The 15,198-nt window shown below is 55.6% G+C and carries 13 protein-coding genes; 4 read left to right on the top strand and 9 right to left on the bottom strand.

The window, feature by feature from the left end; genetic code table 11:
- Positions 1-91: 91 nt before the first annotated feature.
- Positions 92-1,318 (top strand): HAD-IIIA family hydrolase, encoded by a 1,227-nt coding sequence (locus AC0L6S_RS01320; protein WP_473426618.1) that lies wholly within the window; start codon positions 92-94, stop codon positions 1,316-1,318.
- 20 nt (positions 1,319-1,338) lie between these two features.
- Here AC0L6S_RS01320 and AC0L6S_RS01315 read toward each other — a convergent pair whose 3' ends face one another.
- Positions 1,339-2,469 carry a hypothetical protein gene (locus AC0L6S_RS01315; protein ID WP_473426617.1) on the bottom strand — a complete coding sequence of 377 codons (1,131 nt, stop codon included), beginning with the start codon at positions 2,467-2,469 and terminating at the stop codon, positions 1,339-1,341.
- A 1-nt stretch (position 2,470) separates the two neighbouring features.
- Positions 2,471-4,030 (bottom strand): MBOAT family O-acyltransferase, encoded by a 1,560-nt coding sequence (locus tag AC0L6S_RS01310; protein ID WP_473426616.1) that lies wholly within the window; start codon positions 4,028-4,030, stop codon positions 2,471-2,473.
- A gap of 271 nt (positions 4,031-4,301) precedes the next feature.
- Between AC0L6S_RS01310 and AC0L6S_RS01305 the strand changes: the two genes are divergently transcribed.
- Positions 4,302-6,188, top strand: coding sequence for an asparagine synthetase B family protein (locus AC0L6S_RS01305; RefSeq protein WP_473426615.1), 1,887 nt, complete (start codon positions 4,302-4,304; stop codon positions 6,186-6,188).
- Positions 6,189-6,212: 24 nt separating this feature from the next.
- On the opposite strand, the gene AC0L6S_RS01300 is transcribed toward AC0L6S_RS01305, so the two are convergent.
- From AC0L6S_RS01300 to AC0L6S_RS01290, 3 genes are read right to left on the bottom strand one after another with little or no spacing between them, the layout of a single operon-like run.
- On the bottom strand, positions 6,213-7,067 hold the full coding sequence (locus tag AC0L6S_RS01300) for a hydrolase 1, exosortase A system-associated (RefSeq protein ID WP_473426614.1): 855 nt from the start codon (positions 7,065-7,067) through the stop codon (positions 6,213-6,215).
- The gene (locus AC0L6S_RS01295; RefSeq protein WP_473426613.1) at positions 7,064-7,891 is read right to left on the bottom strand and encodes a hydrolase 2, exosortase A system-associated; all 828 of its coding nucleotides are present in this window, start codon (positions 7,889-7,891) and stop codon (positions 7,064-7,066) included. The genes AC0L6S_RS01300 and AC0L6S_RS01295 overlap by 4 nt, the downstream gene beginning before the upstream one ends.
- A gap of 3 nt (positions 7,892-7,894) precedes the next feature.
- Positions 7,895-8,143: an acyl carrier protein gene (locus tag AC0L6S_RS01290; RefSeq protein WP_473426612.1), complete on the bottom strand. Its 249-nt coding sequence runs from the start codon at positions 8,141-8,143 to the stop codon at positions 7,895-7,897.
- Positions 8,144-8,328: 185 nt separating this feature from the next.
- Here AC0L6S_RS01290 and AC0L6S_RS01285 point away from each other — a divergent pair, with 185 nt between their 5' ends.
- The gene (locus tag AC0L6S_RS01285) at positions 8,329-9,435 is read left to right on the top strand and encodes a GNAT family N-acetyltransferase (RefSeq protein WP_473426611.1); all 1,107 of its coding nucleotides are present in this window, start codon (positions 8,329-8,331) and stop codon (positions 9,433-9,435) included.
- Positions 9,436-9,470: 35 nt separating this feature from the next.
- Here the strand turns inward: AC0L6S_RS01285 and AC0L6S_RS01280 are convergent, their stop codons facing one another.
- The 4 genes from AC0L6S_RS01280 to AC0L6S_RS01265 all read right to left on the bottom strand — a co-directional run bounded on the left by AC0L6S_RS01280 (position 9,471) and on the right by AC0L6S_RS01265 (position 13,820).
- The gene (locus AC0L6S_RS01280) at positions 9,471-10,358 is read right to left on the bottom strand and encodes a hydrolase 1, exosortase A system-associated (protein WP_473426610.1); all 888 of its coding nucleotides are present in this window, start codon (positions 10,356-10,358) and stop codon (positions 9,471-9,473) included.
- On the bottom strand, positions 10,355-11,179 hold the full coding sequence (locus AC0L6S_RS01275) for a hydrolase 2, exosortase A system-associated (RefSeq protein WP_473426609.1): 825 nt from the start codon (positions 11,177-11,179) through the stop codon (positions 10,355-10,357). The genes AC0L6S_RS01280 and AC0L6S_RS01275 overlap by 4 nt, the downstream gene beginning before the upstream one ends.
- Before the next feature lie 107 nt (positions 11,180-11,286).
- Entirely contained in the window at positions 11,287-12,063 is a 777-nt protein-coding gene (locus tag AC0L6S_RS01270; protein ID WP_473426608.1) for a hypothetical protein, read from the bottom strand.
- Between the two features lie 11 nt (positions 12,064-12,074).
- Positions 12,075-13,820 (bottom strand): arsenate reductase/protein-tyrosine-phosphatase family protein, encoded by a 1,746-nt coding sequence (locus tag AC0L6S_RS01265; RefSeq protein ID WP_473426607.1) that lies wholly within the window; start codon positions 13,818-13,820, stop codon positions 12,075-12,077.
- Between the two features lie 335 nt (positions 13,821-14,155).
- Between AC0L6S_RS01265 and AC0L6S_RS01260 the strand changes: the two genes are divergently transcribed.
- Positions 14,156-15,172 (top strand): glycosyltransferase family 2 protein, encoded by a 1,017-nt coding sequence (locus tag AC0L6S_RS01260; protein ID WP_473426606.1) that lies wholly within the window; start codon positions 14,156-14,158, stop codon positions 15,170-15,172.
- Positions 15,173-15,198: the final 26 nt, after the last annotated feature.

The raw sequence follows: 15,198 nt of genomic DNA, 5'->3' as shown, positions 1-15,198 counted from the left end.
ACCGCAAGGGCACAGTTATATTGACCTCCAAATACTAATGGGCCGGCAGTCATAGTTAAAGCGCTCAGCGGCCTGCGGAAAGCATATTTTTATGAAAATTGTGAAACAAGCCGCCATTCTCATCGGCGGCAAGGGTACCCGTTTAGGCGACGCCGTTCGCAGCACACCCAAACCCCTGCTGGAAGTCTGCGGACGCCCGTTTGTCGAGCACGTTATGCTCAATCTGCGGCGCTTCGGTTTTAGCGAGTTTGTGCTACTGGCGGGCTACCAGGCCGGCGTGGTTTCCGAGGCCTACGGTGAGAACTCGGCATTTGCCCGGGAGGTGCAGGCCACCATCAAAGTCGTTGTAGAACCCTCTCCGATGGGAACAGGCGGTGCACTGAAGTATGCCCGGGATCACCTGAAAGAGGAATTCCTGTTGCTGAACGGTGACTCGATCTTCGATTTTAACTATCTGGATCTGTCGAACTGTGAGCGCGACAACGAACCGGCAGACTGGCTGTGTCGCGTGGCACTGTTACCGGTTGAGAACGCTACGCGCTATGGCTTTGTGGCGTTGCAGGGCTCGCAGATTACCGCTTTCAGGGAAAAGCCCACAGAGCCGCAATCAGGGCTGATAAACAGCGGGGTGTACTGGATCAAGTCCAGCATGCTCGATGCCCTGCCGGAGACACCCTGCTCACTGGAGCAGGATGTGTTTCCCAAACTGGCGCGCGAGGGTCGTCTCGTGGGCCGGGCCTACAGTGGCTTCTTTATCGATATCGGTATTCCGGAGGATTTGGAAGCGGCCAGAGCCAACCTTACCGAGAACCTCAGAAAACCGGCCGCCTTCCTCGACCGCGATGGCACCCTGAACCACGATGATGGTTACACCCATAGAATTGAGGAGTTTCGCTGGATCGACGGCGCCATCGACGCGATTAAGGCACTGAACGATGCCGGCTATCTGGTGTTCATTGTCACCAATCAGGCGGGTATCGCCAGAGGCTATTACGACAACGCAACGGTCGAGGCGCTCCACGAATGGGTAGCGCATGAACTGGCCCGCTCGGGTGCACATATTGACGATATCCGCTATTGCCCGCACCACCCCGAGGGCAGCGTACCGGAGCTCGCAATAGCCTGTGAATGCCGCAAACCCAACACCGGAATGCTGGACAGCCTGATCGCGCAGTGGAACCCGCAATTATCCGGGAGCTTTATGTTGGGGGATACCGACAAGGATGCGCAGGCGGGTACGGCAGCGGGCATACTCGGTAAAAAAATTGAGCCCGCCGCTATCCTGCAGGAAGTGCAACAGTTACTGGCACAGCACTGACCGCCGGCGTTTTCAGCGCGCTAGTAAAGCTTGTGACCAAAGGCGCCCTCGGTGTCGCAACTCTCTGACAGCATCGCCTCAACCATCAAATCCCCCAGTTCGCGCCGGTAGTGAGCGGGTTCCCAGAACCATTGCAGCGGCCCGGAGAGAACACCCGCCTCCGGCACAGTCTCGTGAATAAACGGGGAATCGGCGGAAAAGTCCCATAGTTCAACGGCACCGCCCGGGTACTGCTGCGCCAACTGCCGAATCGCCTTCAGCCAATCCTTGTAGGTCGGCATATGTCCCTGAGTGCGAAACAGCTCCCAGAAGTTCTGATGGAAGGGATTGGTGAACAGATACACCTTGATGCCGCGCGCTGTGGCGATATCCAGGAACCTGGCGAGTTCCTCCATCGCGGCGTTCGGCTGCCCCTGCGCATCGCGGAAGTACCAGGGGCGACTGTATTTTTTGCTCAAGTTGGCCATCTTCTGGTCAAACAGCGCCCGTGGGCCTTCGATTTTTACCGCTGCAGCAAAATCCCGCGCGGGATTAAAACCCGCCAGATCGCGGTCGGCAGAGGTACTGCGCTGTAACAGCAGCGTTTTTACCGAAGCCACCAGGGCATCGAGTGAAAACAGGGATTTGAAATAATCCCGTAGTACCGTCCAGCGATAATCGGGGTTCTCTTGTTCGTCTACTGTGAACCTGAATGCCTCACTCGCCGTTTCCAGCCGCGCCGAGGCACCGGGCCGAGGGGTTTCACTGGTTGAGACAAAATCAGTGAAATCAACGCTCAGGAACACCGTTTCGACCGGCTGTTGATATATCATATTCAGCGCATAGGCCAGTTGCGTCGCCACTTCCGCACCGGGCATGCCCAGATTGTAGACTGCCATTTCGGCGCCGAGGAAACAGTCGTGTTCGGGCGGAATGCCCAACTCGACCCGTGAGTTTCCAACGATCAGCGCATTGTGAGGGGAGAACAGGGGTTGATATTTTTTCAACACGCGCGTGTGTTCGTTGATCTCAGATTTATACTCATTTAACCCGGGTATCCGCGACACCCCGGTAATCCCGTAAGGATCGACCAGATAGTTGAGGCCCGCCACCACGAAGCAGCCGGCCAGGGCGCAGAGTAGAGCTCGCAGGATATAGGCTCTTGCTTTCATATTAGAACTGGAAGTACAGGAATTCGGACACTTGCTGCAGCGTCAGAATCCCAGCCACTCCGGCCAACGCCACCGCCACCGCCCATCGGTTGTTATAGTCGAAGCTCAGCAGCGTACTGCCACGAATATTCCTGAAGGCCTTGTCGTTCTCATACAGCACCGGATCATGCTGGCAGAATATCTGCGCGACATTGGGCAACACCAGCGCTATGGGCGCCACAATCATAATCCAGAGATAGTTGCTGATGATGGTCGCACCACCGCCCTGTACAGGTACAAAACCCATTGCTGTCAATGACGTACCGGCATCTCCGAGGCGAGCCAGAATGCCAGCGGGGATATGGAAACCCGACATGCCCAGCATGGCCATAACGATCTGGTTGCCATGCTCCAGTGTAGGAGCGCGGAAATACACCCAGGAAAACACCACCGCAATGAATGTCAGCAGCCAGGCCGCCGCCCGGTAGAGCGGTGCGCGGGTGAAGTCCCATCCCAGGCGCGACATGATGTGCCGCCAGCCGTGATTCACCATCAGGTAGCTGCCGTGCAACCCACCCCAGATAACAAAAGGCCAGCCGGCCCCATGCCACAGGCCACCGAGCAGCATGGTCAGGAACAGGTTGACGTAGCGCCGCGTCGGCCCCTTTCTATTGCCACCGAGCGCGATATACAGGTAGTCGCGCAAAAACTGCGAAAGGGTGATATGCCAGCGCCGCCAGAACTCAATGATGCTGGTTGATTTATAGGGCGAGAAAAAATTCACCGGCAAACGTACGCCAAACACGCGGGCGGCCCCGATCGCCATATCGGAGTAACCGGAAAAATCAAAATACAGCTGGAAGGTGTAGGCGAGCGAGCTTCCCCAGGCGCGGAAAAAATCCACGTTGCTGCCCACTGAACCAGCGTCGTACACGGGACCGACATAGGCCGAGAGGCTGTCTGCTATCACCGTCTTCTTGAACAGGCCGATCGCAAAAATAGAGATCCCCACAGCAAAATTGGACCACCTTGGCGTGAGGTTTTCCGGCTTCATGAACTGCGGCAGAATCGCTTTATGGTGCACGATGGGCCCTGCAATCAGCTGTGGAAAAAAACACACGAACAGCGCGTAATGCAGGAAGTTGTACTCGTGGGTCTTGCCCTGCCAGGCGTCGACCAGATACGAAATCTGCTGGAACGTGAAAAAGGAAATCGCCAGCGGCAGAAATATGGTGCCCACATCCCAATGCATGCCAAAAACGGCATTGACGTTGTCGATAAAGAAATTGGCATACTTGAAGTACGCGAGCAGGCCCAGGTTGACAGCAATCCCAAAGATCAGCGTGCTTCGCCTCCGCCAATAATTTTCCCGCGACAGCGCCCGCCCGACAGCGAAGTTGAAGCCGATGGAAAACAGCAACAGCAGCAGGTACTCCGGTTTCCAGTACGCGTAGAAACCCAGTGAGGCGAACACCAGAAACCCTAGAGCGGTATCCAGTGAAAAATACCGGGCACAGATAAAAAAGCCGAGCGCGCACAGCGGAAAGAAGAGAAAAATAAACTCGTAAGAATTAAACAGCAAGGCCAACAACCCTCGAGGGAGAACGCGCTCTTATTTGAACTACTCTCGCAGATTCTAGCAACCCAGACCACAAAAATACCCACGTTTTATTAAGCAGGTCACAGTCGGTCCGGCGCGGCAACACTGCTGTGCGCACCCGAGGGCTTCACAGACGGTCATAAGCGGCTTTACCTGAATGCCGATTCTCCAGTATGTGAACCCGTCAGCTTACCCTTACTGTGGTCAAATGGTAGCATTGGAGCCCCTGGTTATCGTGAGTGAGAGCACCGTAATGAAGCACCGCCCGGACAATAACGACAGCGCTGAGAACGGTTTGAAACGACACAGTATCGCTGGGAGGTACACTCCTACTGATAGCTCAGTAGCCGCGGGAGATTGTACTGAAGCGATGCAGCAAGCGCTGCAGTCATCCTTTCCGGCAGTCACTGAATGCGCTGACGATTTTGCCGTGTCGACCACCGCGTCCTCGCATCGCCTGTCCCAGGGTGGCCTGGTTGTGATCGGTGGGCGCCCACATTTTCGCGACGCCGACCTCGCCCAGATGGCGCAGGCCCAGGGCATCAGCGCGGCAGTTGCCAGCGGCTATGAAAGCCACTCACAGGATATATTCAAGAAGTTGTATGGCGCGTTTTTCTGCGTCATTGTAGATACCCAATCCAACCGTGTACTGATTGCGATTGACCGGCTGGGCCAACACTCCATGTACTATCACACCAGCGAAGAGGCACTGGCCTTTGGCAGTTCTGCCACAGAGGCACTGGCCTGTGTCGATGCGCAGTCACCACTACAAAATCAGGGTGTCTACAACTATGTCTACTTCCACATGGTACCAAGCCCCGACACCGTTTACTCCGGCCTTAGGAAATTACCCGGCGCCCACTACCTCGACTACCAGAACGGCGTGAGTCGACTGGTAAACTACTGGTGCCCACAATTTTCTGACGCAGCCCAGGGCAGTTCCGTTGCCGAGTTCTCCCGGGAACTTAAAATCAGGCTGCGATCGTCGGTAGAAAAATGCCTGCCCAACTCCGGGAAAGTAGGTGCCTTTCTAAGCGGTGGTCTCGATAGCTCGACGGTAACGGGAATGCTGTCGGAACTGGGTCAGAAAGACGCAGAAGCGTATTCCATCGGCTTTTCCGCAGAAGGCTACGACGAAATGGCCTTTGCCAGAATTACTGCAAAGCACTTCGGTGTAAAGCTGAACGAGTACTACGTAACGCCGCAGGACGTGGTTGAAGCCCTGCCCCGCATCGCCGCCAGCTACGATGAACCCTTTGGCAACTCCTCTGCCCTGCCGGCGTATTTCTGCGCCAAAATGGCTGTCGAGAATGGCGTGGACACACTGCTGGCCGGAGATGGTGGCGATGAGTTTTTCGGTGGGAATGAACGGTACCTGAAACAGGAAGTATTCGAGCACTACGGGAAAGTCCCCACAGTGCTGCGCAAGGGTTTGATCGAGCCGCTAGTACAACTGATGCCGACTGGTCTGCCACTGGCCCCCAAGGCGAAAAGCTATATCGTACAGGCCAATACGCCGCTCCCCGACCGACTGCAGAGCTACAACTTTTTGCACCGCCATGCCGCCAACGAAATTTTCCCGGAGGCCTTTCTCAGGGACGTGAACAAGGCACTGCCGCTGGACCTGCTGCGCTCCATCTATCACCGGCCGGAACCTGCTTCGCGGTTGAATAAAATGCTGTATCTTGACTGGCAGATAACACTGGCCGATAACGACCTGCGCAAGGTCAGCCACACCTGTTCACTGGCAGGAGTGGAGGTCGCTTACCCGATGCTGGATGACGAATTGGTAGAGTTCTCCTGCACGGTGCCCAGCGCCTGGAAAATACAGGGCAAGGATTTGCGCCACTTCTACAAGGAATCGCTCAGGGGCTGGTTGCCCCGCGAGACCATCGAAAAAACCAAACAAGGCTTCGGCCTGCCGTTCGGCGTATGGATGCGTACCTACCAACCCCTGCGGGAAATGGCCTACGACAATTTACTCAAACTGAAAGATCGAGGGCTGATTCAGCCGGCGTTCATCGACAAGGCGATCGAGATGCACCAGAGTCAGCACGCGGCGTACTACGGCGAATTGGTCTGGATTCTTACGGTGTTTGAACTATGGATGCAGGGGCATCCACAAAGCAGCGCCACATGACCCGCTAAAAAAGCGGCGGTTGCGCTACTGTCGACTAACCCAGTCGACAGTCAACCGTGATACTTCCTCCTGCCACGGGCTCTCCGAGAAAGTATGGTCAGCAGACACAACGGTATGAATCGTCACCGTGGATTTCGCCGCAGCTGCTTTCCACGCCGGATCAGTGGATAGCAGGGTCGAAAACTCCCGCGCCGTAAGATCCGCCTCACTCAGAACGATCAGAATTGTGTGCCTAAACTCTTGCAAGCCCTCCAGCATCACCTCGACGAAGGAGCGGCTGGGCGCATCGCGCGAACCTCGCCACAGATATCTACCCAGCAGCGCCAAGCCATCCTGCGCCAACTCTAAAAGCGCAGGCAGCAGGCGTATCTGCCCGGAAAACAGGCGACGCCACTGATCCGACTTCGCTAGTGACGGGCGATAGTAGTGCGCCAACTTCACCTGGGGCGAATAATCCCCACTGTGCACCCATGGATTGAGCAGCACCAGACCGCCGACGCGAGGGTGCCGATGAGCAAAAATCAGCGCGCTGGAAGCGGCATCGCAAAGACCCCACAACACCACGCGGGTAACGTCCGGCGCGTTGGCAATCAACGCGTCAATCGCCGCTACTATATCGTCTTCAGTGTCATCAAACTCGCTTTTCTCACCCTCGCTGTCACCCATGCCGCGGTAGTCAAAACGCAGCGAGGCAACGCCCGCTTCAGCAAGGCTTCTGGCCAGAAGGGTAAACTGACGGTGGCTGCCGACCCGGTACTGCGGCCCGCCCACCAGAATGAGTACACCGACACTGGCGGCGGCCTCGGGCACGGCGGCAATCCCAAAGAGGCGATCACTACCGACGCTGAACACCACCGCCTGTTCGCTGTATGCTGTCATGTCTTTGCAAACGCTTCTGAGGTGGTGTGCTGCAGGGAGAAATTGATACCGGCATCCACTGTTCGCCAGAAAGGATCGCCAAGCACGGCGCTTTTGGACAGGGTGATCCCCTGTTTTTCCCAGTTCGCGATAACATTTTCGGATGCGACGGAAAGGCTGTTGCGTGCCAGAGCGCCGATCTCCAACCAGTGAATCTCACTACAAGCGGGTTTGAGATCACTCAGCCTCGACTTCGCCATTTCCTGCGCCAGAGAGGAGGACAGCGCATAGCCTGCTATCTCCAGAGAACGCCCGGCGCGCAGTTCACTCCACAGGGTTTTGCGATCGAAAGTACCCGCACTATTGACAGCTGTCGCCACCGTGCGCAGGCGCAAAAATTGATCGATTTGCTGCTCGCCGTTCAACACGGGTTGCCAGAGTATGAGCTTCTCAACATCTGACCGCGTAGTTGCCAGTTCGCAGGCCAACAACGCGCCGAGCCGAAGTCCCCACAGATGCAGCGGCCCAGATCCCATTTTTACCAGTGTATCGGCTGCAACCAGCCCGTCCTCCAGCCAGATCTGCCAACTGGCGTCGGAAAAATCGCCGCCGGCATCGCCACAACCAGTGAGGTCCAGCAGCATGACTCTATAGCCCTTCTCTGCAAGGGCCCGCGCCTGACTCGCAATAATATGTCGGGATTTGTTCATTTCCTCGGCGAAGGGCGGTAAAAAAAGTATCGAGCCACGAGCATCAACAGAGGTCGGCTCCAACAACACATAGAATAGCGTCCTGCCCTTATGCTCGAGAAAATCACCGCTGATACTAAATTTTCCCGGGTTCATGGGTTAGCCAAGTTTCGCCTCAACAAACGCTGTAAGGCTGCCCACGGTGGCAAATACATCAGCATCAATTTCGTCGTCATCCACGACGATGCCGTACTGCTCTTCCAGGCTGGCCAGAATACCCACTACCGACATTGAATCCATCTCGGGAATGGCACCCAGAATCCGGGTGTCGGGATGAGCCGCAATCGCACCCTCGGGAACGCCGAGTGTGGACTGCAGGATAACAATGACGTCTGACTGAATATCCATATACTTAACACTATTACTGATGGCTGAAGTTTGCGGTGCCAAAGGAGAATCCAGGGAAAATGCGCTGGCCTGTTAGCGTCGGGTCAATGCTAACCTTGCGGCTGTCTCTTCTCAAGGCAGAAATGAGATCAGGCTATCATAATCGACAGAAGTATTGCCATTCCCAGCCATTTCATCGATAGTGTTTGATTGACTCAGTATCCGGCATCCTCGCGTTGGCAGACCAGAATAATCACATTCAGATAGAGAAATTGCGTCTGCCGCAGGACTCAATCGACGACGCCCTGTATCGGGCATTCTCTGAGTACGAGGCAAAGAACCCGCAATATGGGCAGGACTGGCTAAATAACCTTGCTCTCCATGCGCTGGATGAGGGCGACGAAGCGGTGCTCTATGTCGCCAGACTGAGCGCTGATGAGTTCGTGGCCTGCCCGATCAAAATTGCATCAGATCACAAACACGCCACCTCGCTGAGCACATTCTACACATCAGCGTACTCGCCACTTGTTCGATCCGACAACCCCGAGACACTGTTTGCCGCGCTTTTTGGATACCTCGCGCGCGAGGAGCGTTTCGCCACATTGACACTTGCGCCAATGGATATCCTATCGCCCCACTTCCCTGTGCAGCGGGATGCACTGGTGCGGGCCGGCTGGAAGGGCTGCCATGAGTATTTCTGTTTCGGGAACTGGATTCACGATACGGGTGGCGCGGACTATGCAACCTATCTAGCATCGCGACCGTCAAAATTAAGAAGTACTGTCCGTCGCAAGTCAAAGAAATTTCTTTCGCAGGATGCGGGGTGCCTGGAACTCGTTACAGGTGGGAGCAAGCTGGAACAGGCCATTGCACAATACACGGCGGTCTATAACAACAGTTGGAAGAATGAGGAGCCTTATCGGGATTTCGTGCCGCAACTGCTGCGCCTGGCCGCCCACAGGGGCTGGCTGCGCCTGGGAATTGCGAGCTACGAAAGCCGGCCCGTCGCGAGTCAGATCTGGTTGGTGCACAGCGGTACGGCCTACATATTCAAGCTCGCCTACCACGAAGACTATAAGCAACTCTCACCCGGCACTGTACTCACAGCCTATATGATGCAGCGGGTGATAGAGGAAGATCATATAGACCGAATCGATTATCTTTCCGGCGATGACACCTACAAGGCGGACTGGATGACGGAGCGCAGAGAGCGGCACGGCCTCGCCGCGTATAATCCGCGCTCGCTGACAGGCATCACGATGCTGGCGGCTCACACGCTGAAGCGCCTGCTGAAAAAGCTCGCCCGCCGTTGAATCCTGCTAAAGCGCGATGCCACAGTGCCAGGGCATCACCCCCGCTTTAATTCTGTGACCCAATCAAATATCGCCTGATTCACCCGCTCTCTGGAATCGCCGTCCGAGAAAGTCTGGTCCGCATCGGGGAGATCAACGCGTTTGCAGGAGGGTCGATTGTAGACGGCGCGCCAATCGGGGCTGCCATTGATCAGTTCATCAAACTCATTGCTCACCAGACTGCGACCGCTCATCAGGAACAACACCGGCCCCTTGAACTCACGTAACCCCGACAGCATCAGATCGATGGGACGCCCCGGGTCTCCACCGACTTTTGCGCCGTCAGAGTGCGCAGGTGGTGCCAGTCGTTGCGCGAGCTTATCCTTAACTTTCTTCATACCCGCCACCGCGTACTCCAGCAGGTTGTATTCGAAGCGGATAAGTTTTCGCCAGAACTGTGCCTCCCCCAGACGCTTGGTGTAATGTTTTCTGAGTACAGCAGAGCGAATCTCGTCCGTACTTACCCAGGGATTACCGAGCACCATACTCTCCACGCCTGTGACTTTCCAGCCGTGGATCATGGCGCCGGACGCGGCATCGCAACCGCCCCACAACACTACTTTTTTCACCTGCGGCACTTCTCGCTGGAACGCCTGCACAGCGGCCTGAATATCCTCGGCCATACTCGCATATCCGAGAAAATCGCCGGTACTGTCTCCGAGCCCACGGTAATCAAAGCGCATGACAGCTACACCCTGGCGGGCCAGACTTCGCGCCAGGCTCACCATGCCCCTGCCGACACCGGCACGGTATTGCGGCCCGCCTGCAACGATGGTGATTACGCCAATCTCCGACGGCTCTAAGGGCTTGTGAACAATGCCCACCAGGCCGTCACCCAAACAATCGAAAACCAGTGGTATTTCTTTCATCGTGTTTGCGTTCATAACGTTAAACTGCTGGTAAGGGATAGCAATTCAGGCAAAGTATCGCGCTTGTGTAATTGCCATAGCTGCGGCCCGGTGAACGGGTATACCTGAACATCATTCTGGAGTTGCTTCAACTGGTTGACCGCTTTCTGTGTTGCCCCAGTCAGTTCTTCTCCGGGCTCACTGATATTCTCGAACCAATGAATCTTTCCTGAACAGAGCGCAGTCATTTCAGCCAGCGACAGGTTCTCGATGTCATCCATCAGGGTACCACCCACCGTGTAGCCAGAGATTTCGACGTGCTCACCCTTGTTGAGTTTCTCCCGAATCTGCGCGGTAGTCTCGGGCGGAAGATTCTTACCGGCCAGAGAGGCCACGCGCTGGCGCAGGATCTGCGTAACATACCGTTTGCCTGACACCACCGGCTGCCAGAGGAGAACATTTTCGATCGCACCGGGCGATGCTGCGGCAAAATCGAGCGCGACAAATGCACCGAGTCGCAGGCCCCACAAATTAACAGGGATGTTTTCCTCACTCTGCAGCGTATTGATCGCAAGCCGGATATTCGCCTGCCAAATCTTCAGCGAGGCCTCGTACAACTCCCCCTCGCTGTCACCCGAGCCGTAAAAATCAATCAGGGTGCACGCATACCCTGCCGCCGCAAAATTTCTGGCCTGCTCGGCGACCAGTGCCCGGCAGCGATTCATCTCTTCCCCGAAAGGCGGCACGAAGACGATGTGGGCCTTGGGCTGCTGGCGACAACGGACTTGCAACGTGAAGAATCGCTCCCCTTCTTCGCCCAGAAAGCGGGGACAAACCTGTATATCGTTGTTCTTCATTCCATCATAATTCCTGTTTTTACAGCGATTCAGCACACAACCGGTGACAGACTTTCAACACGCCCACATTCGCACCAGCCCTCGGGGCATTCAATCGGTGAGCAATACTACGATTGGTGCAGATGCACGTCTTCCCCAAAAACCATCGCGTCTTCTGCAATTCCGAGCAGGGAAAGAATGCTCTTTTGTCCAGCCGGATCACTCAGATCCCGCACGTCAAATACCCTGAAGCGATCCGGAAATTTCCTCTCCAATCGATCGGCCTCCAGGTAATAATAATCCCAGTACATGCCAATCGCTTCGCGCTTCGAAGCGGCCTCGAACTTGGGGAAGCAACTGTCCCACACTGGGTCTTTTTGCCACTGGCTGCCGTCGTGGTCCTGCCAGTAATTGTACTCTGTGTAAAAAGGGGTTCGCGTCAGCCAAGATTTCAACCTGTCTGCCAGGTGAAGTGACGGCCAGCGATTTATCGCAGACTTTTTCATCCAGCTGTTCACCGTTGCCGCCCTGTCCCGCTTCATACACACCGCCACACATGCGGGAAACTGCTCGAACAAATCCTCGATATAATTGAGGTAGTAGTAGGCGATATCGCCGATCAACGTCAGCTCGGGCATAGCCTGCAGATCCGCATAGGTTTTCACAGATGACGGACGCCCATAGTCGATACTTAACCGCGCTCTGTCACCGCCAGCTAGCAGTCGGGTGAACTCGCTAACCGCATTGATGTGAGGCTGTGGATTTCCACTGAATACTGCACAGGACGGGTTCATTTCATGAAAGCAGATCGCGCCGGGCTGACGATCGATCAAGGATGTCAGCGAGGCAGTGCCAGAGCGGCCGGACCCAAGACCTATCAGAACTTTTTTACTGGAATCGGACATCGGGGGCCACTCTAATCACTGGCGCCTTCAGCAATCAACGCCTTGATGTTATCCACTGCTTCTGCGATACGTTCATAACAGGCTTGATAATTCGCCCGGGACTGCCCGTAGGGATCGGCAATTTCAACGGGCCAGCCCGCGCCATTGCGGTGTGCACCCAGCAGGTACACTTTCTGGGCGACGCTGGGATCAACGGCTACCAGTCGATCATAGTGCGCTTTTTCCATCACAAAGATAATGTCGCTGTCGTGGAGTTGCGCCTCGGTGAGACAGGTCGAACGAATGCCCGTCATATCCACCTCCGACTGCCGTGCCACTTCGATCATAACCGGATCAGCGGATCTGCCGGATTCACGGTGAAAACCGGCGGATGCCACCAAAATACCCGAATCCTCGGCATAGGCCCGGACCATGACATCCGCCAGTGCACTGCGATTAATATTCCCGTAACAAAGGAACAGCATGGATCTGGCCTGCGAAATCGCAGTGGCAACTTCACCACTTTTCCAGGCTCGTCGCTGTCGCGCGGCAAAGCGCTTTTCATTGGTCAGTGTGAGCAGCCGTTGGGTATATCCTTTGAAAAGCCTGCTAACATCCGCAATCCCCGGCAAGGGATCGCGGATACCCTGCACGTCGTAACGGTGCCCGGGATGGAAGAAAAGCCCCAGGCCCTTGAACACCTCCCAACGACTGGGGACTGTCGCGATCCGCTGATCAGTTCCGCCGCGCAGGACCGCCTCGTACCAGGACAGATCCCGCGACAGCAAGCGGCAATAGATATTGTTGCGGTACGGAGCACAGGGCTTCAATTCCCCGTCCAGCTCCAGATCCAGCAGCATCGATGGGAAATCTGCCCCGGCCGCGACTGCCAGCGGCAGCGAACCCCAGAATCGACCATTGATCTCCATCAGGCTGTATTCCTGTGTCCGCGGATCCATTTTGAATTCGACCATCGCGACACCACTCCAGTTCAGCGCGGCTATCAGGCGCTGGGATGCCTCAAGCAGTTGTGGCATCACCGGCTCACTCTTGCGTAAACTGCTGCCACCTCCGGTAAGCGGGACCTCGTGCAGGCGCCGGTGCTGAAAGGCGTAACCGATTTCTCCGTCTTTGGCGATAAGCTCCACACCCACTCCAATACCGGAAAAGAATTCTTGCAGCAACACAGGGCCGAACTGCAGTGCATGCGCGCAGCCGGCCTGTAATTCCGAGGCATCAAAAGCGTAGCTGACCTGCAACTGGCTGGCCCCCCCGGCAGCAGAACCGATTGATCGGGCGGGTTTAAGCACGACGGGAAACTTGAGTGTCTTCTTCAGCTCGTCAAGCTCAGCCAGCGATGTCAGGGTGACCCCCATGGGCCGCGGCACTCCAACCCTGTCAGCCAGTGCCAGTGTCTGGGCCTTGTCAAGCGCAACCTCCAGGCTCGAAGCCTCTGGCATCGCTATATGAACATGCGACAAGCGCTCGCGGCGATCCGATAACGCCACGAGAGTCCGTTCGGTCACGGGGACGATTAAATCGTAGGCAGTGGTGCGCACTTGCTCGAGCAGCCACTCGATGAACGCATCGGGCGCAGCCATCGGATCGGGGTACTGGAACACGGCATTCACCGTATTGGAATAACGACTCAGGGGGCGCAGCGTATGGCTGGCAGCATCGACAACGCAACCACGGCGGAACAATGAGCGAGAGATGCTCAAACACGGCACTAAATCCGCATCCAACACCAGCACTCGGGGCTTGTTCTCTCGCTTCATTGTGAGGACTCAATCACTGGCGCTGTTCTATCCCAAATTTCCTGATCGGTGGACGTAATCTCCGAAGTATCATGCAGTGTGAAATACCGGCAGGGTTACGAAAGACGTTTATGCCAGCGATGGCCCGGTTATTATACAATTTTCTATTGAAATTGTGAGCGCCTTCCCATGTCCCCTCCACTAATTCCCAAAATACCTGAGACAGAGCAGGAGCCAAGCCTTTACAATGAACCCAAGCGTGGCGCATAGCTGGCGGCCGGAGGCCTGCAAATATTTCCGGCGGCTACAGCAGGCCATAAAACCCGTATCTACCATAAAAACGTAATGAGTCGGCAATGGCATCAGATGACGAGCCCCCCTTTTTCTCTATTATAATTTCCACCAGGGATCGGCCAGCACTGTTTCAGGTTGCGCTAAGCTCTGTGCTGCAGCAACGTTTTGTGCACAAGGAGATCATCGTCGTCATCGATGGCTCAACCGATGAGAACCTCGCACAGTACACGGAGCTGGAAAGTCAAAATCAGGACGTCACGTTCCTGAGGCTGTTGCACCGGCCAAACGGCCATGGCCAGAGTTATACCATGAACTTCGGCGCGAATAACTCCCGGGGGCGGTATCTGTGTTTTCTGGACGATGATGACCAGTGGACTGACGAAAATTACCTCGATCACGTTTACAACAGTATTACAGCCGCCAACAAGCCGGTGGATTTACACTACAGTAACCAGCGGGCTGTCGATTCCCATGGCGTGATGCAAACGAAAAACCTGTGGCTGGATGACCTTATTCCAAGAGCGCAGCAGCAAACCAGGAACGGCGAAGACAGCTACCTCGTTGACACTGAATTTCTGCTTTCCGGTAGCGGTTTCGCTCACCTGAACTGCAGCATTTTTGAACGCGATTTTTACGAGGCTCTCGGCGGTATGGATGAAAGCATCCGCTATGAGAACGACAGGGATATCTTCATCCGGTCAATTGATGCTGCCAGGGTTATCCTGTTCAGCACACGCTACTCATCACTGCACAACATTCCAGATGTCAATGCCAAAAACAATATGTCGACAGTGAGTTCCAGCATCCAGAAAAAGCTCTACCAGATGCGCGTGTACGACAAGGGCATAGCCCTCTGTAAACAGGACGTTGTGATACGCTTCTGTTGCAAGGGAAAAATGTATGAACTGAAACATGCCGCAACCCTGCTCGCCGAAAACAAGCGCTACCGCAGCGCAGCCCAGTACGCCCGGGCGACGCTGCTGAACGGTTTCAACCCGCGCTGGCTCGCCTATACCGTGTATCTCACGTTCAAGGCCTGGTTAAACCCCACCGGTTCGTCCAGTGACATCGATTCCTGAACGCAGCCGACACGGGGTATAGCGCT

The sequence above is a fragment of the Halioglobus sp. D3-4 genome (genome assembly GCF_055809315.1).
Note: the sequence above shows the minus strand (reverse complement) of the source record. Positions and strands in the feature narration are given on the sequence as shown.

Bases quoted from the DNA above. Each gene is read 5' to 3' on its own strand.
- AC0L6S_RS01280 (WP_473426610.1), bottom strand. From the start codon at position 10,358: ATGAACGCAAACACGATGAAAGAAATACCACTGGTTTTCGATTGTTTG.
- AC0L6S_RS01290 (WP_473426612.1), bottom strand. From the start codon at position 8,143: ATGGATATTCAGTCAGACGTCATTGTTATCCTGCAGTCCACACTCGGC.
- AC0L6S_RS01295 (WP_473426613.1), bottom strand. From the start codon at position 7,891: ATGAACCCGGGAAAATTTAGTATCAGCGGTGATTTTCTCGAGCATAAG.
- AC0L6S_RS01265 (WP_473426607.1), bottom strand. From the start codon at position 13,820: ATGAAGCGAGAGAACAAGCCCCGAGTGCTGGTGTTGGATGCGGATTTA.
- AC0L6S_RS01315 (WP_473426617.1), bottom strand. From the start codon at position 2,469: ATGAAAGCAAGAGCCTATATCCTGCGAGCTCTACTCTGCGCCCTGGCC.
- AC0L6S_RS01270 (WP_473426608.1), bottom strand. From the start codon at position 12,063: ATGTCCGATTCCAGTAAAAAAGTTCTGATAGGTCTTGGGTCCGGCCGC.
- AC0L6S_RS01300 (WP_473426614.1), bottom strand. From the start codon at position 7,067: ATGACAGCATACAGCGAACAGGCGGTGGTGTTCAGCGTCGGTAGTGAT.
- AC0L6S_RS01260 (WP_473426606.1), top strand. From the start codon at position 14,156: ATGGCATCAGATGACGAGCCCCCCTTTTTCTCTATTATAATTTCCACC.
- AC0L6S_RS01320 (WP_473426618.1), top strand. From the start codon at position 92: ATGAAAATTGTGAAACAAGCCGCCATTCTCATCGGCGGCAAGGGTACC.
- AC0L6S_RS01275 (WP_473426609.1), bottom strand. From the start codon at position 11,179: ATGAAGAACAACGATATACAGGTTTGTCCCCGCTTTCTGGGCGAAGAA.
- AC0L6S_RS01305 (WP_473426615.1), top strand. From the start codon at position 4,302: ATGAAGCACCGCCCGGACAATAACGACAGCGCTGAGAACGGTTTGAAA.